Origin of the sequence: Acidisphaera sp. S103, assembly GCF_009765975.1 — a bacterium.
In the GTDB taxonomy this organism is placed as follows: Bacteria; Pseudomonadota; Alphaproteobacteria; order Acetobacterales; family Acetobacteraceae; genus Rhodopila.
Genome location: NZ_LMUJ01000083.1, coordinates 23,225 through 45,217, shown reverse-complemented (window position 1 = coordinate 45,217; position 21,993 = coordinate 23,225). Strand labels below are relative to the sequence as shown.

At 62.6% G+C, this 21,993-nt stretch carries 22 protein-coding genes; 11 read left to right on the top strand and 11 right to left on the bottom strand.

Annotated features, from left to right (window positions below; translation table 11 throughout):
• Positions 1 to 8: 8 nt before the first annotated feature.
• A complete protein-coding gene (locus GSQ89_RS27920; RefSeq protein ID WP_158931403.1) occupies positions 9 to 572 on the top strand; it encodes an SOS response-associated peptidase family protein in 564 nt (187 codons plus the stop codon).
• Positions 573 to 619: 47 nt separating this feature from the next.
• Positions 620 to 1,306: an SOS response-associated peptidase gene (locus tag GSQ89_RS27915; protein ID WP_174254939.1), complete on the top strand. Its 687-nt coding sequence runs from the start codon at positions 620 to 622 to the stop codon at positions 1,304 to 1,306.
• Between the two features lie 238 nt (positions 1,307 to 1,544).
• On the opposite strand, the gene GSQ89_RS27910 is transcribed toward GSQ89_RS27915, so the two are convergent.
• Together GSQ89_RS27910 and GSQ89_RS27905 are read right to left on the bottom strand one after the other, a co-directional pair.
• Positions 1,545 to 1,739 (bottom strand): hypothetical protein, encoded by a 195-nt coding sequence (locus tag GSQ89_RS27910; protein ID WP_158931401.1) that lies wholly within the window; start codon positions 1,737 to 1,739, stop codon positions 1,545 to 1,547.
• A gap of 27 nt (positions 1,740 to 1,766) precedes the next feature.
• Entirely contained in the window at positions 1,767 to 2,423 is a 657-nt protein-coding gene (locus GSQ89_RS27905; protein ID WP_216856441.1) for a hypothetical protein, read from the bottom strand.
• A 139-nt stretch (positions 2,424 to 2,562) separates the two neighbouring features.
• On the opposite strand from GSQ89_RS27905, the gene GSQ89_RS27900 reads away from it, so the two are divergent.
• Complete coding sequence (locus GSQ89_RS27900) at positions 2,563 to 3,798, top strand: hypothetical protein (RefSeq protein ID WP_158931400.1); 1,236 nt, start codon at positions 2,563 to 2,565, stop codon at positions 3,796 to 3,798.
• 88 nt (positions 3,799 to 3,886) lie between these two features.
• Here GSQ89_RS27900 and GSQ89_RS27895 read toward each other — a convergent pair whose 3' ends face one another.
• Both GSQ89_RS27895 and ltrA read right to left on the bottom strand, forming a co-directional pair.
• Complete coding sequence (locus GSQ89_RS27895) at positions 3,887 to 4,546, bottom strand: hypothetical protein (protein WP_158931399.1); 660 nt, start codon at positions 4,544 to 4,546, stop codon at positions 3,887 to 3,889.
• A 114-nt stretch (positions 4,547 to 4,660) separates the two neighbouring features.
• On the bottom strand, positions 4,661 to 5,983 hold the full coding sequence (ltrA, locus tag GSQ89_RS27890) for a group II intron reverse transcriptase/maturase (protein ID WP_216856440.1): 1,323 nt from the start codon (positions 5,981 to 5,983) through the stop codon (positions 4,661 to 4,663).
• 651 nt (positions 5,984 to 6,634) lie between these two features.
• Here ltrA and GSQ89_RS27885 point away from each other — a divergent pair.
• Positions 6,635 to 8,158: a GGDEF domain-containing protein gene (locus GSQ89_RS27885; RefSeq protein WP_158931398.1), complete on the top strand. Its 1,524-nt coding sequence runs from the start codon at positions 6,635 to 6,637 to the stop codon at positions 8,156 to 8,158.
• Positions 8,159 to 8,473: 315 nt separating this feature from the next.
• Here GSQ89_RS27885 and GSQ89_RS27880 read toward each other — a convergent pair whose 3' ends face one another.
• Both GSQ89_RS27880 and GSQ89_RS27875 read right to left on the bottom strand, forming a co-directional pair.
• A complete protein-coding gene (locus GSQ89_RS27880; RefSeq protein ID WP_158931397.1) occupies positions 8,474 to 9,841 on the bottom strand; it encodes an ISKra4 family transposase in 1,368 nt (455 codons plus the stop codon).
• 148 nt (positions 9,842 to 9,989) lie between these two features.
• Entirely contained in the window at positions 9,990 to 10,196 is a 207-nt protein-coding gene (locus GSQ89_RS27875; RefSeq protein WP_158931396.1) for an amidohydrolase family protein, read from the bottom strand.
• A 216-nt stretch (positions 10,197 to 10,412) separates the two neighbouring features.
• On the opposite strand from GSQ89_RS27875, the gene GSQ89_RS27870 reads away from it, so the two are divergent.
• The 3 genes from GSQ89_RS27870 (at position 10,413) to GSQ89_RS27860 (ending at position 13,735) form a co-directional block, all read left to right on the top strand.
• A complete protein-coding gene (locus tag GSQ89_RS27870) occupies positions 10,413 to 11,747 on the top strand; it encodes a hypothetical protein (protein ID WP_158931395.1) in 1,335 nt (444 codons plus the stop codon).
• A gap of 32 nt (positions 11,748 to 11,779) precedes the next feature.
• Positions 11,780 to 12,457 carry a glycosyltransferase family 2 protein gene (locus GSQ89_RS27865; protein ID WP_158931394.1) on the top strand — a complete coding sequence of 226 codons (678 nt, stop codon included), beginning with the start codon at positions 11,780 to 11,782 and terminating at the stop codon, positions 12,455 to 12,457.
• 276 nt (positions 12,458 to 12,733) lie between these two features.
• The gene (locus GSQ89_RS27860) at positions 12,734 to 13,735 is read left to right on the top strand and encodes a hypothetical protein (protein ID WP_158931393.1); all 1,002 of its coding nucleotides are present in this window, start codon (positions 12,734 to 12,736) and stop codon (positions 13,733 to 13,735) included.
• A gap of 397 nt (positions 13,736 to 14,132) precedes the next feature.
• Here the strand turns inward: GSQ89_RS27860 and GSQ89_RS27855 are convergent, their stop codons facing one another.
• Positions 14,133 to 14,504: a hypothetical protein gene (locus GSQ89_RS27855; RefSeq protein ID WP_158931392.1), complete on the bottom strand. Its 372-nt coding sequence runs from the start codon at positions 14,502 to 14,504 to the stop codon at positions 14,133 to 14,135.
• A gap of 35 nt (positions 14,505 to 14,539) precedes the next feature.
• On the opposite strand from GSQ89_RS27855, the gene GSQ89_RS27850 reads away from it, so the two are divergent.
• Positions 14,540 to 15,523: an IS1595 family transposase gene (locus GSQ89_RS27850; RefSeq protein ID WP_158931391.1), complete on the top strand. Its 984-nt coding sequence runs from the start codon at positions 14,540 to 14,542 to the stop codon at positions 15,521 to 15,523.
• 45 nt (positions 15,524 to 15,568) lie between these two features.
• Here GSQ89_RS27850 and GSQ89_RS27845 read toward each other — a convergent pair whose 3' ends face one another.
• Positions 15,569 to 15,994, bottom strand: a complete 426-nt coding sequence (locus GSQ89_RS27845; RefSeq protein WP_158931390.1) for a hypothetical protein — start codon at positions 15,992 to 15,994, stop codon at positions 15,569 to 15,571.
• 84 nt (positions 15,995 to 16,078) lie between these two features.
• Between GSQ89_RS27845 and GSQ89_RS27840 the strand changes: the two genes are divergently transcribed.
• Together GSQ89_RS27840 and GSQ89_RS27835 are read left to right on the top strand one after the other, a co-directional pair.
• Positions 16,079 to 16,369, top strand: a complete 291-nt coding sequence (locus GSQ89_RS27840) for a hypothetical protein (RefSeq protein ID WP_158931389.1) — start codon at positions 16,079 to 16,081, stop codon at positions 16,367 to 16,369.
• A 355-nt stretch (positions 16,370 to 16,724) separates the two neighbouring features.
• Positions 16,725 to 17,225: a methyltransferase domain-containing protein gene (locus GSQ89_RS27835; protein ID WP_158931388.1), complete on the top strand. Its 501-nt coding sequence runs from the start codon at positions 16,725 to 16,727 to the stop codon at positions 17,223 to 17,225.
• Here the strand turns inward: GSQ89_RS27835 and GSQ89_RS27830 are convergent.
• Positions 17,222 to 18,508, bottom strand: coding sequence for a class I SAM-dependent methyltransferase (locus GSQ89_RS27830; RefSeq protein ID WP_158931387.1), 1,287 nt, complete (start codon positions 18,506 to 18,508; stop codon positions 17,222 to 17,224). The two genes, GSQ89_RS27835 and GSQ89_RS27830, sit on opposite strands and share 4 nt — an antisense overlap.
• A 458-nt stretch (positions 18,509 to 18,966) precedes the next feature.
• Here GSQ89_RS27830 and GSQ89_RS27825 point away from each other — a divergent pair, with 458 nt between their 5' ends.
• Complete coding sequence (locus GSQ89_RS27825) at positions 18,967 to 19,458, top strand: hypothetical protein (protein WP_158931386.1); 492 nt, start codon at positions 18,967 to 18,969, stop codon at positions 19,456 to 19,458.
• 378 nt (positions 19,459 to 19,836) lie between these two features.
• On the opposite strand, the gene GSQ89_RS27820 is transcribed toward GSQ89_RS27825, so the two are convergent.
• Positions 19,837 to 21,006, bottom strand: a complete 1,170-nt coding sequence (locus GSQ89_RS27820) for an ISAs1 family transposase (RefSeq protein WP_158931385.1) — start codon at positions 21,004 to 21,006, stop codon at positions 19,837 to 19,839.
• Between the two features lie 205 nt (positions 21,007 to 21,211).
• A complete protein-coding gene (locus GSQ89_RS27815) occupies positions 21,212 to 21,922 on the bottom strand; it encodes a hypothetical protein (protein WP_216856439.1) in 711 nt (236 codons plus the stop codon).
• Between the last annotated feature and the right edge of the window lie 71 nt (positions 21,923 to 21,993).

Genomic DNA, 21,993 nt, shown 5'->3' with positions numbered 1-21,993 from the left:
AACAGCAATTGGCAATACACCCGGAGGCGAACGGAAGCAGATCGATCTGGGGGCAGGCCGCTGGGCGTCCGGGCCAGGTCATTCGCGCGCACCCGACCACTTGTGTCCGCCATATGGATTGGATGACTTGGGGGCTGTTGCCACACGACACGGCCGATCCGGCCACTGCCCCGCGACCGATCCATGACCGGGCTGAGACCGTTGTCGAGATACCGATATTTGCCAGCGCATTCCGCCGTCGCCGCGCGATTGTGCCGGCCAGCGTGTGTTATCAACAAAGCACCATAGGACGCGTGGATCAGTGCTTGGTGATCGCCCGGCGGGATGGACAACCGATGGCGATCGCCGGTCTGTGGGAAGCTTACGTTGCGCTGGATCGGAGTATTGAACGGACCTACTGCAGCATCACAGTCGAGGCGACGGGTGCCGTGGCGAAAGTTCATGACCGCATGCCGCTGATGCTCGACGAGGCGGATTGGCCATTATGGCTGGGTGAGGTCGAAGGCGATCCGGCACGTTTTCTGCATCCCGGTGCTGATGATAAGCTTGTAGTCCACGTCGCCGGCAATTAAGGGCGGCCAGGCCGGCATCGTGCGCGGCGCTGAAGGGAGGGTCGACGGTGTGTAACCTCTACTCGATGACGACCAATCAGGAAGCCATTCGTCGCCTGTTCGGTGTCGTCATCGACAGTACCGGTAATCTGCCGCCGCAGCCCGGCGTCTTCCCGGACTACGCGGCCCCGATTGTGCGCAACACGGCCAACGGCCGGGAACTGGCGATGGCCAGGTGGGGCATGCCGTCGCCGGTCTTCGCGCTGAAAGGCCGGAACAGCGATCCCGGCGTGACCAATGTGCGCAACACCGCTTCCCCTCACTGGCGCCGCTGGCTGGCGCCGGAGTGTCGCTGTGTCGTGCCGTTCACTTCGTTTTCGGAGAACGAGACACTTCCGGATGGCCGCAAGCCGCCAATCTGGTTTGCGCTGGGCGAGGACCGCCCGCTCGCATGCTTTGCAGGAATATGGGTGGCGGGCTGGACCTCGGTCCGCAAGGTCAAGGAGGGCGAGACCACAAATGATCTGTTCGCTTTCCTGACCACAGAGCCGAACGCACTGGTCAAGCAGTATCATCCAAAGGCAATGCCCGTAATTCTCAGAACCCGTGATGAAATCGACACATGGTTGGACGCGCCAACCCCCGATGCGTTGCAGGTCCAGCGTCCGCTTCCCGATGATGCGTTGATGATTGTGGCTCGTGGACAAAAGCAGGACGGCGTGCCGGTGGGACCGCCGTCTGGACTTCTACTGTAGGTAAAGGTCGAGGGCGCTGATTCATCTGAATGACACCGATGCGTAGAGCCTAGTGACGAGGAGAGCCGAGAGGCGGTCTCAGCGATCGCGCCCGCAAGACCGTTCATGCGCAGAGGCTTGCGGAATGGGCGTCTTTCGGGTCAGCAACCTTGGTTCCACCGGGCGTGCCGACTTTCTGTAGATCGCCGTTAACGGCCCCTAGCTGCATGGACTCCGGACGGTTTGCAAAATCTTCGGATCAGCCTTCAAGTGACGGTTTTGCCTCGAGGTTAGTTTGTTGTCGTTCATACAGCCAACGTCCGACCAATTCGCGGGCTTCATCGAGGGTGACCCCGCGCCGCTCCATCAGATCATACGTCGCGCGCAGGCGCTGGCCGTCCAACACCTTTTGTTCGATATCGTCGGGAGGTCGGGCGGACTGCTTCGCGGTCATGATCTGGCGATCATAGCACCAAGGTTCTCACTGATCAGCATCAAGGATGGTCAGCGGCAAATTGATCGCGCGGGCCACGATTCCGCCCCCACGGCGATCATAGAGCGGATGGGCCGCGCCCTCGGCGATAGCTTTCGGCCAGAATGAAAATCCATCGTGCTGTTTGAGAAAGCGGTGGCGATCGCATCCCGGGGCAAAACAGTCGCGCTTATCTGCAGGGCATTGGCGGAAGTAGCAGAGCCGGCCGAGATAGCGGTCTGTGTCCGGCTCAAGCAGGAAGACCTCAACTTCGTGGACGGCTGGCCCATGGCCTTGCTCGGCGACAATTTGCCCAACTGCGCGGCTACGCGCCCGGCGCAGGTCCTCCAGCCCGTCAATGCGGGAAACCCACACGGCAAGATCGACATCCTTGCATTCGTGCGCGATCGGCAGACGCAACTGCCTATAAGGCGCGAAGCGTGGCACCTCCCGCCATAGCGGGCGGGCGACGGAGCCAATCAGCGCAATCGCCTCGACATCCCGGCACTCGGCGAGAGCCACCGCAACCCGATCGGCGGCAGTGCGAAAAGCTCTCTGCCGTTCGAGAAGTCCGCTTTCCTCCGCGGCGATGGTGGCCTTGGTCGGAGTGCGTGGCATGTCCCCCTCACCGTTACCCGCCATGCCCCGGGCGGGTGCCAGGATCATTCTAGGCGGACCCTTGTCCATGTTGAATAGGGTCGGGGTTAGCGGCCACAAAAAAATATTTCTACACGTCAATGGTGATCAATGTGCGCTGGGTACGGTGCTATTCCAAGTACAGGTCACCAAGCGATGGCTGCGCCAGGTGATCGTCGCACTGGCGCTGATCTGCCGCAGTTCGTATCTCGGCATTATCGAATTCATGCGCGATTTGCTGGGCTGGCCGATCAGCATCGGCACCATCCACAACGTGCTCCACGCGGTCGCTGAGCAGGCCGGCGTGATCAACGGCACGCAGGACCTGTCGTGCATTCGCACCGGGTTGCACGATGAGCTTTTCCACGCCGGAAAGCCGGTTCTGGCCGGCGTCTGCGCCCAATCGACCTATTGCTATCTCCTGGCCGCGGAGCAGCACCGCGACGCCGACACCTGGGGCATACATCTGCTTGACGCCGCCCAGCAGGGACTGAACCCCGATTATACGATCGCGGATGCCGGGCAGGGCCTGCGTGCTGGGCAGAAGGCCGCCTGGGGCGACACGCCGTGCCATGGCGATGTCTTTCACATCATCCACCAATGCGAAGGTCTCGCCAATACGCTGTCGCGCATCGCCAAGGGCGCCAGGTCGCGGCGTGAAAACCTGGAGGCCAAGCCCAGCCGTGCGGATCAGCCTGATCCGAACGAGGCGTTCGTCACCGAACTGGCGCTGGCAAGGCAAGCCGAAACCCGGGCGCGTGAACTGGGCCGCGGTATCCGCACCCTTGTCCAATGGCTGAGCCACGACGTTCTGGCGCTGGCCGGTCCGGACCGGGCCACGCGGCGGGAGTTGTTCGACTTCATCACTGATGAACTGGAGCGTCTCGAGCCGGAGGATGCGCGGCGCATCCGCCCGGTGCGTGTCGCGCTGCGCAACCAGCGCGATGATCTGCTCGCCTTCGCCGGCGTGCTCGACAAGAAACTGTCCGGCATCGCGCGGAGCCTCGAGATATCTCAGTCCCTCGTGCGCGAAGCCTGCCTGCTACACCGCCTGCCCAACACCTCGACCGCGTACTGGCAGGGATGGAACCGGCTTCGGGCGAACATCGGCGACAAGTTCCGCGCCGTCTTCAAAGCGGTGAACCAAGCAATGGCACGGACGCCGCGCAGCAGTTCGCTGGTGGAGAACCTCAACTCGCGGCTGCGCAACTACTTCACGTTGCGCCGCCACCTGGGCACCTCGTGCCTGGATTTGTTACGGTTCTTCCTCAACCATCGGCGCTACATGCGCAGCCAGTTGGCCGAGCGCGTCGGCAAGAGCCCGCGAGAATTGATGACCGGCGAAAGCCATCCGCACTGGCTCTCCCTGCTGGGCCTCGGACCGCTGCAAAGCCAGCACGCCTGAACCGGGGAGGCTGACCGCCTCCCTCGCACAACAGCCACGCCGACCCAGTCTGACCCTCAACCGCCGGCCGCTTCCGCGCGGCCGTATGTTACCCCAAAATGGTCAAAAATGAACCACGCCGCCCCTGATACTGACGAGCCGCCCGCACGTGGCCGCCGTCAATGGAGAGTGCAATAGATTTCGTCGCCACCGCCGGCTTGGATCCCGCCCCCGCGACAGCCTCCTGCTCCAGCCTGGCGCCCACACGAAGGGTTCGTTGCCGCGTGGTTTCCACGGCCTGTGGCTTGCCGAGTGGCAGAAACTCCGCCAGCAGCGTCCGCGCCCGGCGGTAGGGTAACAGCGAGCCCATCTTTGCGACGGTCCGCTCGTACGCCGGCGTGCATCGGTCGGGCATGATCTCCGCAGCCGGATTGAGCGTCCGTCGGCAGGTCACCGCACACCGACACGGGGTAAAGCGCGGCGCGCAGACCTCCACCGTACCGAACAACGACACCAATCGCCGAGAGCGCTGATCTTTGAGGGGTCGCTGCGCGCCGCAGCGCTGGCAGCGTCGCCGGTGGCGGCATTGATCCTCCGCCTGAGCTTGAACGAGATGGACCTGCAACGCAGCAAGCAGATGCTTGCCCTCCTCCAGCGTCAGCCCGATCATTTGCGGCGCATATTCGGCAACCGCCGCGCGACCGCCGACCTCATGAACGCCAACGATCCCATCCGCTCCAACCAGCTCCAACATCACCCGCCACTTCATCGTGAACTCCCGGCTACAACAACCGGCCGGTCCCATAGCACATCGCGGTAGGGACGCCCATTACTGGGCGCCCCCCGCACAGATCCGTACGTGCGGCTTGCCCGCATACGGCTCCTACCTCGGGTATTTGACGGCGAAGCGAACGTTCGGCCAAAGGTGTAGGATACGGGGCTTGGGGAGCCACTCCTCAGCCAGTTTGGCGATCCGGTCCCACGTGGTCCGGTCCTTCTGGCTCCGCCGCCGAAGCGTGCGTTCCCATAAAACCCTTACGTGGTGTCGGAAGGCTGCGAGTGCCCGGCCGTTGGTCGGCACGGCGTGGTAGTTGAAGAAACCTCCCACGACCTGCCTCAGCCATTCTCCCTGTTCGGAGATTGGCCCGTGCATGCGTCGTCGCATTTCCTCCTTCAGTTCCAGGAGCTTCGCCATCATACGGTCTCGCCGTGTTTTCCTGATTATCAGGAAGCGGCCCTTGCGGGACTTACTACAGATGAAGGTAAAGCCCAGGAAGTTGAAGGTCTCCGGTTTGCCCAGCCCGCGCTGCTCCCGGTCGGCTGCCGCGTGGCGGCCGAATTCGAGCAGGCGGGTCTTTTCCGGATGGAGCGACAGCGCAAACTCCTCCAGGCGCGTGCGCATCATGTCGAGGAACCGACGGGCGTCGGCCTCATGCTCGAAGCCGACGACGGTGTCATCCGCATAGCGGAGAATGATCATATCGCCTGTCGCCTCCCGCTGTCGCCAGCGGTTGGCCCAGAGGTCGAAGGCGTAGTGCAGGTAGATGTTGGCCAGCAGCGGTGAGATCACCGATCCTTGGCCCGTTCCCCTTTCACTGGCCTTGAACTCCCCGTCTTCGAGCACACCCGCCTTCATCCATTTCTGGATCAGGCGGATGATGCGCGGGTCGCCGATCCGATGTTCAACGAAACGGATCATCCATCTCTGGTCGACCATGTCGAAAAACGAACGAATGTCGGCGTCTAGTATCCAGTTCACCTTGCGGCTGTCGATCCCGACCACCAATGCGTCCAGCGCATCGTGCTGGCCACGTCCCGGTCGGAACCCATACGAGAACCCGAGGAAATCTACCTCGTAGATCGCGCTCAGCACCATCGCCACCGCGCCTTGAACAATCTTGTCCTCGACCGCGGCGACCGCAAGTGGGCGCTGCCTGCCGTCCGCCTTCGGTATATACACCCGACGTGACGGTTGGGGCCGGTATGCTCCCCTGTGGACCCGGTCGTGTAGTTCTTCGAGCCTGCGCTCAAGGTCTACCTCGTAGTCCGACCAGGTCACCCCATCCACTCCGGGGGCAGCGTCCTTTTTGAGGGCGTCAAACGCCAGACGCAGCGTTTCGGGGTTGATGTGATGGAGAAGCGCGGTGAACCGTTCCTTCTTGTTGTGCCTCGCGGCTTGCCGTATGCGATCCAGCGCCTGGGACACGCCTACCCGGTCCTGCGCCCGGAGCGTGCTTTGCTGGCCCGTTGATCCGCTCTTCGCGGCTCAACCCCCTTGGTCCCTGCCCTTCGCTCCACCGACTCCGAAGCGGTTGGCACCGCCTTGTTCGCCGGCTTCTCCCGGTCAATGCCACCGACACTCGTCCGGATCGCTACTATTTCAGGGTCTGACTTCTCGTGTCCGTGCATCATCGGCTACGGCTCCTCGCCTTTCCGACGCGGGCCGGGCAACCCGAGGGCCGCCCGGTCGGACACGAGATCTCCCAGGTTCCGACCTGTTCCTTTTGTACGTGATGGGGTCTTGGACCACGACGGAGTGTCGACGCCTTGCATGGCGGCGCCGCACATATTGCCTTCGACGCTGGGGACGGTCTCGGCCTCCGTGATTTCAGAACTTTCGCGGCTCAATGTCCCACCCCACACAATTGCTGTGTACGCTTCGTGACTACCGTCGCCGACGGCCACGCAACACTCGCTACCGGGCGGGTGCTAGCCCTTACCCGGACCGGACTCTCACCGGCTGGACCAGATCAGCTTGTCCTGACGCACCCCCACCTTCTGGACGGTCTCTGTTGCCATCGTGACTTCACAAGCTGCGGTTGCTCCGGTAACTTTCTGACCCATTGGACCGAGTGAGATGCGAAAAACCATCAGATGGCTCACCATCCTCAGTATGGGGGTCGCTTCAGGAATGCTCGCGCTCGGCGCCATAGTGCTGCTCGACGCGCGCGAGGATGCCTGGCAGCAGGCGAAGCAGGCGTCCGCCAACCTTGCTCTCGTCCTGGAGAGGGATATCGCACGCAACATCGCGCTCTATGACCTCTCCCTCCAGGGTGTCATCACGGCGTTGCAGCAACCCGATATCGATCAGGTCAGCCCTCAAATCCGGCACATGGCGGTGTTTGATAGTTCAGCCAGCGGCGAAGACCTGGGATCAATCCTAGTGCTGAACACGGCGGGAAGCGTCGTTGAAGATTCCACATCCATCGTGCCTCACACTCTGAACCTGGCCGATAGAGACTATTTTCGCGTCCAAGAAGAACGGCCGGACATCGGCCTCTATGTCAGCCGTCCTTTCCTGAGCCGGTTGCGGGGTGGCGACGCCAGCATCGCGATCAGCCGACGCATCCCCGCGTCGGACGGTCGTTTCGGAGGCGTGGTCATGGGTGCGCTGCGCGTGGCCTACTTCCAGAAACTATTCGAGAAACTCAATCTGGGGCCGGGAGGCTCTGTGACCTTAATCGGGGGTGATGGTCGGTTGATCGCGCGCTATCCGGTCCTTGAGGCAGACTTCAACCGTGATATGAGCAATTCAACCACCTTCCGCAAGTTCGCCGCGGCACCCCAAGGGAGCTTCGAAGGAGCGTCGTCGTATGGAGTTAGGCGGTTATACACGTATCAGCACATCGGTAATCTGCCACTGATTCTGAGCGTTGCCCTTTCGGTTGACGAGATTTATTCGGCTTGGTGGCGTAAGACACTGATCGTTGCCACGATCCTGGTCGTGCTGTGTGGCGCTACGGTGGCTTTGTGCCTGTTATTCCGTCGGGAAATGCTGCGCCGTCTAGCAGCCGAAGGCGCGCTCGTCGAAGCAGCTGATAAGCTATCGGTGATAGCGGCTACCGACGGGTTGACCGGTTTGGCCAATCGTCGCGCGTTCGATGCAAGGCTTCGGGTGGAATGGAACCGTGCGATCCGCGCCGAGACCCCAATTGCCCTGTTGATGCTCGATGCAGATTGTTTCAAGCTGTATAACGATGGCTACGGTCATCAAGAGGGCGACCGTGTTCTTCAGATGATCGCAACCTGCATCCAGAAAAGCATACGCCGCCCTGGTGACCTGGGCGCCCGCTACGGCGGCGAGGAATTCGTTGCGGTATTGCCAAATACCGATTGGGCAGGGGCAAGCACTGTCGCCGAGGCGATACGCAGCGCGGTCGAGGGGCTCGACATACCGCACGCGGGCAGCCCCAGCGGCCGGCTAACCGTCAGTATCGGTGTCGCCGTCGCGCGGCCTCTCCTTGGGGAAGCGGAAAGCCTGATCGTGAAGGAAGCCGATGACGCGCTGTATGACGCGAAGCATGCCGGGCGCAACCGCGTTAACACCGCCGGTCGTGACGACCCGCCGATTGCGATGGGACTGGCTGAAGATTGGGGGTGAGCGCCTCGACCGGATAACTTTCGGGTCTGTTCGTTGACCTGGGGTGGACGCGTGGCCTGGATCTTACGGTTGGTGAAAACCGGCGCTGAGGGCGACGGCCGGAGTACGGATGTCATGGAGATCAACAAGCCCGACGATCTCGCTGATATCGCCCATCTGGGTTTGAGCTTGGCTGAAGCGAAGTTGTTGTTGGTGGGGGTCCAACGGGAGATCGTCGCCGCTCAGGCGAGAGCCCACGCCCTTCGGCGGCCGGATTGTCGCTACGGCAGGGGCGTTTGCCGGGTCAAGGACGGGACTGTCCAGAGTCTGGGGAGATCAGGCCGCCATCGCAAGTTGCTGAGATGGTTCGTGCCCCGGATTGAATAGATGGCCAAATCCGGTTCCGAGCGTGCCATTGTAGATCGCGCAGCGAACCTGAAGAACGGCATCTGCGCCACCCCTTGACCATCGCATCTGCTGCTGTTTGTTCATTCTCCGGTTCACGAGGAAATTCGCCGTGCCTTCGGTGATCGATGTCCCAACCCTCAGACCCGCGCGGTAACGTTTGGCGTAATTCACCAGCCAGGCACTTTGTCCAGTGAGATACTCATCGATTTCGTGCAACGCATGCCACAGCTTGCCCGATGACGCGCCCGCGCCGCGGCGTCTGGCCTCGTTTTTGAAGACATACATCACCGCGCGAATTCGATCGATGGTAACATGGGCGTTCTTCGCCTTGCCGTTCCATATCCGCCAGTGAAGCCGCTCGACCTGCGCGACGATAAAGCCCTTCGCCGAGGGCCGGCCCGGTGTTTCATCCGCCAGGCCACCCGCCGACAGCTTCGCGTGTTGGAGCCGCATCGCGATGTGGTACCAATCAAGGATCGGCGGATCCTTCACGCCGGCATCCGTCAGAATTGAGCGTAGACCGGAACAACCATCGGTGAAGGCGGTAAGCTTCGTGTCTCCATTCCGGCCCATTACCGCGAGGTTCCGGCCGATCAGCGCCAAAATGCTGGTGCCGCTCTTCGCGACGGTACCGAATACCTGCCGGCCTCCACCAGGAGCTTCGACATTGCCGACCCTGACCTCCATATGGCGCTCACCGTCGTGACGGCTCCGGACGAACGTCGCGTCCAGACTGATATCGAGTGCCGGCGCCTCCGCTGCGCACGGCCCGGTGGCCGCGTCGCGAAGCTGATCGGCGACTTTTATTGTATGACCCCGCAATGTTTCCAGGCTTGTGCCGGTCTCCACGGGCAGAAGGTGGGCCAGCACCCCGGCGGCGACTCTGTAGGTCAATAGAGCGGACAAATTCGCGTGCAGTTCGTTCAGTTCCGGCGTCGAACGGCAATTCTCCGGCCAGTCGATGCCGGTTTCGGTCCGCCCGCAATCGGCACAGAGCCATCGCCGCAGCCTCGGCACTACCTCGCCGAACGGCGTCGCGATCCGCCGCGGCCGCCAGTCCTTGAGGTGACATAGGCCCGAGCAAGACGCGCACGACGGCCGGCGAACCGCGTGATCCCGGGCCTGCGCGGCGACCATCGCCTGCTGAACGCGAGCCAGCAACTCCTTCGCCTCGGACAGTGTCAGTCCCAGATTCGCTATATCCGCGAGACCGGACGATCGATGGATCTCAATCAGGTCGATACTCTCCGTCGGCGCGTCAGGGCCGGTTTCGGCCAATCGCAAAACCCACCCCATCGATGATCCCTCCGCGCCAGATACAGCCGGCTCTGTCATATCGCGGTTGGACCAATCTCCCCAGACTCTGGACAGTCCCCCGGCAAAACGGGCAAGCCATTGACCGCGCACCGTTGAAGCCACCCCGAGGACCGGTCTAACCCTGCCCCTACAAGGCCACCGCGTTCAGGAAGAAATCCCGCTTCTTCTGCTCCGGCAGCGGCATGGGCAGCGCGTGGGTTGGATCGTCGTAATCCCAATGCGGGTAATCGGTCGCGAACAACAGCCGGTCCCAGCTGATCCAGTCGATCGCATCCAGCACATGCGCTCGGTTTGGCGGCTCCTCCAGCGGCTGTGTCGTGTTTGCGCGCGGCAATGTTCATCTTCAGGATAGCATCCATTCTATATGCCCAGTATTCTACTCATGCCACACACAGTCATTTCGACCAGCGTGGGCCCTATCGTTATGGGTCTTGTTGCGCTTGCATTCACGCTATGCAACAAAGGGCGCCAAACTACCGGCGGATCGGATCGACGCTCGTCGACTGCCGCGTTCTTCTCTAATATCATCAGGACGTTCGCCACTCCCGCCATGTCAAATCCTACCGATGCAATCCGCCGAGCCCATAGCGCCTGTCTCTTCCAGCCTGAAGCTTATCGCGCTGCTTATCTGGGCAGCAGCGTCTGGTACCGGCGACCGTTCATCCACTACCTCACGATCGGCGCCCGACGCGGCCAACGACCCAATCCCTTCTTTGATCCTGCCTATTATCGCGCGCAACTTGCCGCCGCTGGTGTGCGTCTTCGCTCCCCGCTTCTGAACTTCTACCTGCGCCACGGCGCTGATCGCCTGGAATCGCCCTCTGAGGAGTTCAACCACTCCTGGTACGCCGCGGTTAACCATGATTGTCTGGGCGGCAACCACCCTCTCGAACATTATCTTACGCGTGGTCTCGCCGAGGGGCGCGATCCGGCGCCGCACATCGATCTCCAGCGATGGATGGCCTCACATGGCGCGACATCAGCCACTGCCCCGGCCCTAATGCTTAGGCAGATCGCCGCCACCGGTCGGCTCGAAGGCGAGGGCGTTGACTACGGCTTCGTAAGTCTTGAGGCGCGCCAAACCGCCTTTCGCGACAATATCGACTGGCGACCACTCCGCCGCGCTGCGGCACCACAACGGCCGAACCTCGTCTTCGTGCAGACTGCTCCTGACGCCGCTCATCGCTTCGCAACGCCGGAACGCAGCTTCGATCTGATGCTCAACTACTACGAAGACCCTGGCGCGGAACCTCATGCAGCCTGCGAGTATGCCATCTTCCAGCGCGGCTCCAAGGTGACCGCCATCGAGGCCATCTTGCGCCGTGACCCAACTCTGCTGCGCAGCTACGAACGCGTAATTTTCCTCGATGACGACATCGATCTCGGCGCCGGCGATCTGGACCGCTTCTTCGACGTGATGCAGTCGCACGACCTGGTGCTGGCGCAGCCCTTGCTCACTCCGGATTCGGACTGTTCTTGGCCGATCTTCCGCGACGTCGCACATGCCGGCCGTGTGGTGCCGGTTGATGGGGTGGAGGTGATGATGCCGGCCTTCTCGAGGGCGGCACTCGATCGGCTAGCCTGGACGTTCAGTGAGGGCATTAGCGGGTTCGGCATTGACCTGCTCTGGGGTCAAACGTGGCCGGAAGCACAGCAGGCGGGCCGCATTGCAATCATTGGTGAAGTCTCCGCGCGTCACCTGCGCCCCAGAGACCAGGAGACCGGACTTTTCTACCGCTTCATGGCGCGCCATGGAATCGATCCCAAACGCGAGCTTTTGCGGATCATGCAACGAAACGGCCTGAAACTCGGATTCGCCCGCATGCCGGTTCTCCCGCGCTCGCCGACACCGGTAACCTGCATTGCTGCCGCGTCGCCATCGTAGGCGACGCGCCCACTTCGCCTTGCAGAGCAGTCATGGTGCGCAATGAGTCCGATATCCTGCCCAGTTCCCTTGCACATTGTGCCGCCCTGTTCGACCACATCGTCGTCATGGACCACCGATCCACCGATCCACCGACGGCTCGCGCGAGATATTCGAGGCGGCGTGCGCTGCCGGCGTCCCGATCGAGCTGCTCGACTGCTGTTCGCGGTAATGTCCCGGCGGCGATTACCAACCTGCTGGTCCAGCGCGCCTTTGCTGCTGGCGCCGACTGGGTCTTCCCGCTTGACGCCAACGAATGTGTCGACATCACTGACCGCCACACTCTCGAGGCTGTGCTCGAGGCGCAGGCCCGTGGAGCGCGCAGATTCGCCTGGCGTAACGTTGCACCCGATCGGCAAGGCAGCTGGGGTCATTTCGATGTCAAGGGGGATTATCTTTGCCCGGCTAGGCCCTCGGTTTGGAGCAAGGTCGTCCTGTCGCGAGCCGTCGCCGACCACTACCCGGGATTCTGGCTAAGCCTCGGCAACCACGAGATCTCCCCCGAGCAGGGCATGGCAACTCTCGAATTACCCACCGCGGGTGAGTACCTGCATATCCGGATCCGGTCCCGTGACCGCCTGTACGCCAAGCTCGAAAACGGCGGCGCCGCGTACCGCGCCCTTGGCCGCGCGAAGCCCGCTCCGCGAGCAGCTGCTCGCCGGCCGACTTGACGGCGCCGCAGGAGCAGGCCGGCACCCGCCCTTACCGCGCCGGATCGCCCCACCGACGGCAGATCTGCAGCTTGATGGCCCAGACCCAACAGTCGTGTCACCAGCCGCCAAATTGATTTCTGACGGTGTTCTCGAGCGGATCAGGGTATGGAAAGGGTTGAACTTTTGACGAAAGGTGCAGCCGCGATGATACCCTCGGGATAGTGCACTCTTGCCGACAACCATCCTACCCTGCTATCGACCGACCCGATGCTACCAATCCTGAAATAGTTTATGATGCCAAATCTGTTGTTACTTTCTAACAAACGCTACCATACCGACTTCCGCAAATACCTGATGCGCGCGGCGGAGCGCGCCGATGCGCGCGCGCTGCACATCTACTGTTGGGAGCAGATCATCCTTTCGCGACACGGCAGCGAGTACGCGACATTTGCGTCCAGTGTCAACGAGCACGAGATTCTGCAGTTGGTGCGTGAAAATCTCGGCGATGGTCGGCTGATCGTGCTGACCGGACTTGGCGGCAATGAAGCCCCGTTCGCGAGCCGGTTGCAACGCATATTTGATAATGCCGTGCTGGTCTATGACGTCTATGACGACCTCCAGTTCAACGCGACCGGCTTCGAACGGGGGATCCGGATGTTGCAGGATGCGATTTGGCGTTGCCGCTGCACACACACGATCTTACTGGATGCGGCGCTCAAGGAGCGCTATCCGCGTGCGCACCATCTCGACAATGCCTCGCACATGCAGCCGATTGCGTCGGTAGAGAAGGCCGATCCGCGAAGCATGGTCTATATCGGCTCGATAGACAGCCGGGTCGATTTCACCTGGTTAGACGCACTTGCGTCACAAGACGTCACGCTGGCGATTTATGGCCGCGTTCACGAATCCACACCGCACGCCGCCGTCGAGCTCGACGCGCTGCTGAAACGTCGCCGCAACGTCACCTTCCACGGCGGCTATGATAACGACGATCTGTGGTCGATCCTGGGCAATTTCCGTGCCGGCGTGCTGCCCTACCAGGTCGATCATCCGATGACGCGGCACGTCAACCCGGACAAACTGTATCATTACCTCAACGCTGGCCTGGAAGTGCTGGCCGCTCCAATTCCACAGGCGAAGCGCCATGCCGCCCATGTCCATCTGGTTGCCAGCAACGGACCATGGCCTGAGGCGCTGAATGCGATCGTCACCGCGCCCCGTCGCGGCGACTGGTCTGCGGCCGCGAACAGCTGGGACCGACGTTGGCCCGAACTGGTACAGGCGGTGGCCGCATAGCCGAGGGATAGAAGCGTCTTGGCAGAGACCGGGTAGCTAATTAACGATCACAAGAATTATCGCGACCACCGGGACAAGATGCCCTTGCCGACCGACTGCTCCGCCGCTCGCCCCATTGCGGAGCGCAGAGTGCAACTGCCACACCCCACCATGCAGCGATGCGATGAGCGGCGCAGGAACGCTGGGGCCCCTTCGTCGCCGCGGACGCAAATCTGTCTTTTCTGGCCTAGCTGCGGCCGCGTGGCGGACAATCGGGCAAGCCGCGCGTGCTGGTGCTGCTTGGCGGCGGTGGCCTCGACGATGCGCTGATGTTCTCGGCGGTATTTGCGGGCCTCGGGCGGCGTCCGGGGCCAAGCGAAATCGTTCTGCTGTACGAGAAGCACGTGGTGCTGTCGCTCTATGCCGACAACCCCACGGTCGCCAGCGCTGTGGCCGCGCCTTGGGCGAGATGCAGGACGTGGCAACCGCGGCGCGCCGGCTCGGCATCGTCGATCTGTATTGCTTTTTGCCACACTATCTGGTGCGTGAGGGTTTGCGCATCGACATGGATGCCACGGCGCTTGATTGGCCGGGAACGAGAAGCTCGCAGATCTGATTGAGCGCTTTTCGTCCAATCTCGGTATGAGCTTGCTCGATCGCGCCTGCAACACGCATGTACTCGATCGCTGCCATCGATCATCGGCCTTCCGATCGGCGGCGCCACGCCGCTAATCTTCGCCATCATGTAGCAACCGCCACCACGGTTGACGGGCTGTGCGATCTCGGTCATGTTCCCTATATGTTCTATGATTTGAGACGGCCCTGATGGCGCAACACTTCCTCCTGTCCGCGGCTGCCCGCTCGCTCAGCCCGGGCAAGGTCGCGCGGATGTCCGAGCGAGGCGCAGAGAACGTGTTCGTGCGCCTGCGCTGGCCGCAGACCGATGGCAAACCGGTCTGTCCACATTGCGGCTGCGAAATTTGCTACGACTGTCGTCGCTCGGAACACCAGCCGCGCTGGCGCTGCAAGGCGTGCCGGGCTGACTTCTCGGCGACCTCGGGCACCTTGTTCGCCTGGCACAAGCTGCCGCTCAGAACCTACCTGATGGCCATCGCGGTGTTCTGTAATGAAGTCAAAGGCAAGAGCATGCTGGCGTTCTGCCGCGACCTCGACGTGCAATACAAGACGGCGTTCGTGCTGGCGCACAAACTGCGCGAGGCCATGGCATCCGCCACGAAGGCGCTGCGCATTGGCGGCGAAGGACGAACCGCCGAGATCGATGGTGCCTACTTCGGTGGCCACATCCGACCGGAGAACCTGGCCGCTGATCGGATTGACCGGCGGCTGGCGGAAAACCAGTCGGGCAAGCGCCAGGTTGTCGTCGCCATGCGCGAGCGCGGTGGGCGTACGCTGGCGCAGGTGTTCGCCGCCGAGACGGACGCTGTCGCGGCCGTCCGTCTGCGGATCGCCAAGGGCACCGTGGTTCACGCCGATGAAAGTCCGGCCTGGAACACGCTGCATGCCGGCTTCGCCATGCAGCGGATCAACCACCAGGACGGCTATAGCATCGACGGCGCCTGCACCAATGGCGCGGAATCCTACTTCTCCCGTCTGCGTCGCGGCGAACTCGGACATCACCACCATATCGCCGGGCCGTACCTTGTCCGCTACGCTCAGGAGGCCGCCTGGCGCGAGGACCTGCGCCGCGTCAGCAACGGCGAGCAGGTCTACGGCGTGGTCGGACTGGCGATGCGGTGCCGACCGTCGGTCGATTTCTGCGGCTACTGGCAACGCGCGCAGGCCGCCTAGACCATGTTTCGTTCGGGGCTTCTCCCGAACGGCCCGAAACACGGATTAGATCAGCCGCCAACGGACCACGCCCGCGATCTCCACCCGCGCGATCGTCTGCTTCGCCCGGTTGAGCGAAGCAAGTAGCGTCTTCTGAATCCGTTCACGGCGCTGGTCATCGGCTGGCAATATGGCCTTGAGGTGCATGATCCGCTCCGCGAGTTCGCGCGTCGTCACCGGCTGGGTGGCCTCGCGCAGCTCATCGTAGATCAGCCGCAAGCACTCACCCTGACGAAACCAGGCGTAGCGCTCTCGCGGCTGCTTGGGACGGATGTCTTTCGGCCGAATATCTGGATCGAACAGCCGCATGGTGGCATCGACATGCGCCAGGTTTGCGCGCTGCTGCGCAAGCTGTTGCTCAAGTTGGTGCAGCATTCCCGCCAGTTCTGCTCGCTTGTTCCTTAGTGCACCGATGACATGCGGCTCGGCCATTGCCACCCTTTCTTGGATATCCAAGAATGGTATAGTAGATCCTTCAGACCTATACTTCAACATCGGGGTGGTGGCGGTTGCTACATGATGCCGCTAATCTTTTCGCATGACCCAGCGGCACTGGCCTGCGTGTGCAGGCTCGATCCGCCGACGCGCTACGTCATCATTCGCGGCGGCGCCAGTCCCGGCGATCTGGCATTTGCGCGCAACCTCGGGGTGGAACGCACGACTAAGCAGCTGCCACCTGCGAAATGGGCCGAGATACGGGCACTGCTGCGATCGCAAGAGCTTGCCGTAGTGCGAGTAGGCGACAATGGCGATCCTCCGGTGGTCGATGCCGATATCGACCTGCGCGGGCGCACGGATCTGTCATAACTCTGCTGCGTATTGAAAGCAGCGGTCGCACACGTCGATACCGAGGGCGGGCTCCTGCATTTCGCCCACGCTGCCAATGCGTCCGCCGTATTGTTCTTTGGCACAATCAGCGAGGCCTTCGTCGGTAATCCGGGCAAACTCTATGTTGCCTCGCCAGCATGCAGCCGCTGCTGGTATTCGAACGCCACTTCGCTGGCGCACTGCCCACGCGGCACGACAGGACAGGAACGCACCTCCAGCATCGATCTTGATCGGCTGTTGCGGCAACTGCTAGAATTGATTGCCATCCGGCACCGACCCTTCCCCGCCGCCAGCCTCGCTCAGGGACTGGGGGATCGTGCGGCGCGAGGCAGCGTTGCATCTGGGCGACCGTCCGACGCCACCGCGCCTTGGCGTAGTGGCACCGGTGCTCGGCGAACCTGCCGCTCAGGGTTTTGTGCAATCGGCGGGAGACGATGCCGTCGTCCCCGGCTCGATTTACAACATGCCCCTGAATTCCGGCGCCCACGATTTGCGGTTGTGCGTCGATGTACTCGCTGCGGTCAGCGAGCGTGCGGCGGCGCTTGACCATCTGCTGCGACCGGTTGGCCCGGGCGGGCTGCTGGTGATCGCGACGCCGCTCACCGCGGTGCCCTCGGCCTATGCGTCCGGCCCTGATGCGGCGGCTTTGTCCGAATGCCTCGGCGAGGCGGCGCTGTTCGAGCCCGATGCAATCGTTGCAAGCGCTGCACCGGTCAAGAGCGCCGGGGCCGCGGCGATGAAGGGCACGGCCTCGGCTTGTCTTTGCCTGTGCAGGCCCGGGCCAGAAACGGCCAAGCCGCCAGCATTCCGGGCTGAAACGGCCGAGGTGGGTTAATCGACGCTGGGGCGCAGCCGCCGCATTGTGCCGCCGACCGTCCGGCGCAGCAGGCGCAGCGGCAAACCGAGTAACGACCGCGAATAGAGCGCGTAATAGGCTCGCGCCAGCCGGGCCACTCGCGAACGCTCCATCTCTGCCAGGCGCCGCTCCGTCTCGGCTAGGTGTCGCCCCGTCTCGGCCAGGTGTCCCTCCGTCTCGGCGACGATACGGACAAACAAATCCCGGCTTTCGACGAGCCGGTCTTCCATTTCCCGCCGCAATTCCCGCATCTCGGCCTGCTGCGTCAGGTAGCTGTCGCGCAGGCTCGCATGCGCTGTGCTGAGGATCTCGTACTGAATCTGTCGTTCGCGCAGCAAGGTTTCCGGAAAGCAACGCTCGACCCGCGTGTTAGGGAACACATCTGGCCGCCCCGGCGCCGCCTCGGCGCGGCTGATGGTCCGCAAGGGCGGGATGCAAGCCGAGCCAGCCTGGTAGGCGACGACCAGTGCTGCAAGATCGGCCTCCTCATCCTCGGCCGCTGCCATCCGATGCGTGTGGAACCAGTTCAGCATCTGCGCGAGGTAATTGCTTGGATGTACCAGCGACAGGGGCGGGATCTGGGGCAGCGACGGCGGCTTCAGCCTTTCTGCCGCGGAACTTCCGCGGCAGACGAACAACAGTAGATTTTGGGCGTACCACCAGTCCACATCCGCGCGCGCCCAGATTAGCGGGCGGACCAGATCGAGGCAGTCGAAACCATGGGCGCGAAACAGCAGTGCCCAGAACTCCGGCCATTGCTCGTTGACATGGTGCTCGCCGCCCTGAAATGGTACTGCTGCCGAGAACAGCACCACATCGGCAAACTGCGTCAAGTCGTTGACGAAACTCTCAGCGCGAGAGAACGACAGATGCTGCGCTACCTCAACGCTGATAACAAGATCAAACCGGCGCCCGTCAGATAGGGGGGCGACGTCGCACAGCCGTTGCCGCTCCAGGTCAACCGGCAGAAACGCCGCCGGATCGATCAGGAGCGCGGCCCGATCAACATAGTCGCCATCGACTCCGAGAATATCCGCAGCACCGAGCTCCTGTGCCGCGCATAGCCAAGGCGCGACCCCACAGCCGACGTCGAGCACGCTCTGTGGTCGGAATCGGTCGAACAGTTCACCTAGCACCGCCCGCGCGGAGGTGAGGCTGCGCACTGACTGGCCGGCAAAGAAGGAAGTGGTGTTGGGTACGTTCATGGCCTGCATCGACATTATGGGGACGGCATGCTCCGAGAATAGTGTCGCCGCGGGCATGCGCCTTTTATCCTATCGAAGGGCCTGCGCTAGCAGCAACTTGTTCCTCTGCCAACCCCGGTTCTGTAGACGGGGGCGACCAAGCAAGGAGGCATGCATTAGTGTCTGTTTGTAAACGTCAGGCGCTGAGTTCCTCGGCGACGAGGCGCTTCAGTCGGCGCGAGAGTATCGAGATGATCGCGATCTCGACGAAAGCGATGAGGTGTTCCTTCGAGCGTTCGACGATGGTGTTCAACCGCCGGTAGCGGCTCAGCCAAGCAAAGGAACGCTCGCCGACCCAGCAGATGCCGGCGGGAATAAACCGCCCGTCCGGCCGCGCGCAATGGCCTCGACGGTGATGTCGAGGGCCTGACCGATCTCGGCAAGCCGCTTATCCCGGTAGCCGAGGGGACTGCCGCAAGCTTGGGGGTGTTAGGGCAAGTGTTTTTTGCGTCGATCCTTTGACCGGGAGTGGACGCGTGGCCTGGGTTGTGAGAGCGGCGAAGATCGGTACTGAAGGCGGGGGACCGTCCATGGATGTAATGGAGATTGGCCGACTCGGTGATCTTCCCGACATCGCCAACCTGGGTGTGACACTGGCCGAGACGAAGCAGTTGCTGGCTGGCCTCCAACAGGAGAACCTCGCCACACAAGTCAGGGACCACGCCGCTCGGCGACCAGCCTGCTCCCGCTGTGGCCGCGCTTGCCGGGTGAACGACTACCGGGACCATGCGGTCGCGACACTTCTCGGCCGGGTCACGGTGCGGCTTCCCCGCTTTCGCTGTGCCGCGTGTGGCGTGAGCGAGGCTGGGATCGCCTGGTCACTGCGTTTCCGGTCAACACCGGAACTCGACCGGCTTCAGGCGCATCTCGCCGCCGTCACGACCTACCGGACGGCCGCTGATCTGCTGGGGGAAGTGTTCCCGGTCGATGCCGCGAAGCACCCGAAACCTTGCGCCGCCATACCCTAAAGGCCGGCGAGATTCCCGCTGCATGTGGCGCGATCCAGCCGGAAACGCCGGCGTCGGCGGTCGTGGTCACCCTGGACTCAACCTTTATACGGAGCTGCGGGAACGGAGAGAGGCATCTGGAGGTGCGAGTCGGCAATGTCGAAACGAAGCCTAGAGGCCGGCAGGTTTTCTGCGCCGTCGCGAAAGCAAATACGACTGTCGAAGCGCTAATCGGACAGAATGCGGCAGGCGTGGAAAATTCCGCCCAGCCGCCCGCAATCGGTCGCTAGAAAGCCCCCGAGCAATGAACTTTTATGACGGGATTTCAGTTCAAATTGTGCCATAAAACTCCAATGAATCAATCTGGACTACCTTGGGACCAGGGCACCGAATCCAAGTTCATAGGTTTTGCCCGGTAAGCAAGTTGCCGAGATAGTTTGTTTTCCAGGCTGCGGCCTTTCGGCGGAGCTTGATGGATTTCTTGTCCTTTGCTGACCGGACAAGGTTGAGAGCGAAGTGGCGGACGACGGCCATGTTCCTGGCGCCAAATCCCTTTCGTAGCCTCGACTGATCCTCGTTGAAGGTGACGTCGAGAACCCAGTGCAGCCGGTTTTCGATCCCCCAATGGCCGCGCACGGCCTGTCCGGCCCGCTCAGCGCTGAGTGCGGCGGATGAGATGTAGTAACGGGTTTCGGCGTGCCTTGTCTGACCACGTTGGACCTGGGCGCGAACACGAATGATGCTGGCGGCGTCCGGCAGCCGCAATTCGCCGGGGAACCGGCGATCCCCCGAGAGCCAATCGACCTCGCGGATCACGTCGATGTCGCGCTGTTCGATCCGACCGTGACCCTTGTCATGTTCGATATGCGTATCGACGGAACCGGCCGGAGCGGCGTCGAAGCAGGTCGCTATGTCCGCTCGCAAAGTGGGCTGATTGGCTTTCACAGCCAGCAGATAGTCGGCGCCGGCCTTTCGTATCGCACCGGCGATGGGTCCATTGGTGGCGATGGCGTCGATGGAAACCAACGCGCCACGCAGCCTGTCCCCTTCGGCCAGCCGTGCCAGCAACACCGGGATGGCGGTCAGTTCACTCGATTTGTCCGCCACCGCCTCCTGGCCCAGCACCAGACGGGCGGTGGTGGCGAAGGCCGATACCAGATGCAACGGTGCCTCACCCGCGGCGCGATCGTGGCTGCGCCGGGACGTCTTGCCATCAATGGCGATGAACTCGGGACGGTCGGGCCAGGTCTGACCTACCCAGGCGGTGAACGCGGCCTGAAACAACTCTGGGCTGATCCGGTTCATTAGGATCGTGAGCCAGCGCCCACCGGGCACGCCGTGCGAGAAGGGCAGATGCTGGCGGAGGAAAGCCAGATGAGCCTCACCCCAGGCGGCGATATCATCGTAGTCGTCACAATCGGCGATCGTGCCGCAAACGACCAGGAACAGAACTTCCGCCAGCGGATGAAGAATCCGCCTGATATCGCGCGGATCATCGATCGTGGAGAGATGTTCCAGGAGTACCGAGAGGCGTGATTTTTCAGATTGCGCGGCGGGCATGGGGGACATGGCATGTGGCTCCGAATCCAAACATGCCGCATCGAATCAACCATTGGTTGAACTGTCTATGGACCGTAACTTGAGTTCGGAGCCCTGGTTCCCGGTTGACGCTGACCGCGGCGCGCAGGCGCGCGTCGCGGATCCGCGCTTTCAGTGTCGCCAGCAGGTCGGGATAGGTTTGCGGTGTCGGTTGGGATTCGAGCATGAGCTGAAACTAGCAGTCCGGTGCCGTTTCGGCACGGTTGGGCGAGCGATTTACGGCGGCACCATGCGTATCACCCACGATGGAACGTAAGGCGATTCGGGAGGTGCGGACGACGGCGTCGAGATGGGCCATGGCCTCTTCGAGCGCCGTATAATCGAAGGCCCGGCGCTCGATCGGCGTGAGGGGCGGCAACGGGGACGGCGCCGCCTCGACCACATCCTCCTCGATGTCGTGGCGGGGGTGGCCGGGGCCACGGTCCGGATCGGGCCGGTAAGGCGGATGCACGACCTGCTGCAGCGGGGTCAGCCCCTGCAGCCCGAACAGCCGCCGCTTGGAGCGATGCGTCACCTCGATCGCGGTCCCGGCGGCCAGCAACTCATCGAGAATGCGGATGGCGTTCTTGACTGCGATCCCGAGAACGCGGGCGAGGGTGGTCGCGGAGAGCACGGGCGCCGCCGCCAGCAGATCGACGGCGGACGTGATGTGGGAATCCTTGCGGCGGCCGGCGATGCTGTGCCGGGCTTCGAACCAGGCGCGCTCCATTGTATAGAGCAGATCGAGGCCGTCGACCGCCTCGCGCGCGATGGCCCGCAGGAAGGCCGGCAGCCATTCGTCCAGGTCGCAGTTCTGCCCGGACCCAAGTGCGGCGGCGCTGGTCAGCGGCACGGGCAGCCGGAAAAGCTGACGCTTGCGCCAGAAACGGATCATCGCCGCCCGCATGGCCGGCCGGGTCTCTCCGCTCTCGACCCATGGCGCAAGCCTAGCCAGTTTGCGCCGAAAGTGAATCAGGC

Bases quoted from the DNA above. Each gene is read 5' to 3' on its own strand.
- GSQ89_RS27910 (WP_158931401.1), bottom strand. From the start codon at position 1,739: ATGACCGCGAAGCAGTCCGCCCGACCTCCCGACGATATCGAACAAAAG.
- GSQ89_RS27905 (WP_216856441.1), bottom strand. From the start codon at position 2,423: ATGATCCTGGCACCCGCCCGGGGCATGGCGGGTAACGGTGAGGGGGAC.
- GSQ89_RS27895 (WP_158931399.1), bottom strand. From the start codon at position 4,546: ATGAAGTGGCGGGTGATGTTGGAGCTGGTTGGAGCGGATGGGATCGTT.
- GSQ89_RS27885 (WP_158931398.1), top strand. From the start codon at position 6,635: ATGCGAAAAACCATCAGATGGCTCACCATCCTCAGTATGGGGGTCGCT.
- GSQ89_RS27880 (WP_158931397.1), bottom strand. From the start codon at position 9,841: ATGGGGTGGGTTTTGCGATTGGCCGAAACCGGCCCTGACGCGCCGACG.
- GSQ89_RS27870 (WP_158931395.1), top strand. From the start codon at position 10,413: ATGTCAAATCCTACCGATGCAATCCGCCGAGCCCATAGCGCCTGTCTC.
- GSQ89_RS27865 (WP_158931394.1), top strand. From the start codon at position 11,780: ATGGTGCGCAATGAGTCCGATATCCTGCCCAGTTCCCTTGCACATTGT.
- GSQ89_RS27860 (WP_158931393.1), top strand. From the start codon at position 12,734: ATGCCAAATCTGTTGTTACTTTCTAACAAACGCTACCATACCGACTTC.
- GSQ89_RS27855 (WP_158931392.1), bottom strand. From the start codon at position 14,504: ATGACCGAGATCGCACAGCCCGTCAACCGTGGTGGCGGTTGCTACATG.
- GSQ89_RS27850 (WP_158931391.1), top strand. From the start codon at position 14,540: ATGGCGCAACACTTCCTCCTGTCCGCGGCTGCCCGCTCGCTCAGCCCG.
- GSQ89_RS27845 (WP_158931390.1), bottom strand. From the start codon at position 15,994: ATGGCCGAGCCGCATGTCATCGGTGCACTAAGGAACAAGCGAGCAGAA.
- GSQ89_RS27840 (WP_158931389.1), top strand. From the start codon at position 16,079: ATGATGCCGCTAATCTTTTCGCATGACCCAGCGGCACTGGCCTGCGTG.
- GSQ89_RS27830 (WP_158931387.1), bottom strand. From the start codon at position 18,508: ATGCCCGCGGCGACACTATTCTCGGAGCATGCCGTCCCCATAATGTCG.
- GSQ89_RS27820 (WP_158931385.1), bottom strand. From the start codon at position 21,006: ATGTCCCCCATGCCCGCCGCGCAATCTGAAAAATCACGCCTCTCGGTA.
- GSQ89_RS27815 (WP_216856439.1), bottom strand. From the start codon at position 21,922: ATGCGGGCGGCGATGATCCGTTTCTGGCGCAAGCGTCAGCTTTTCCGG.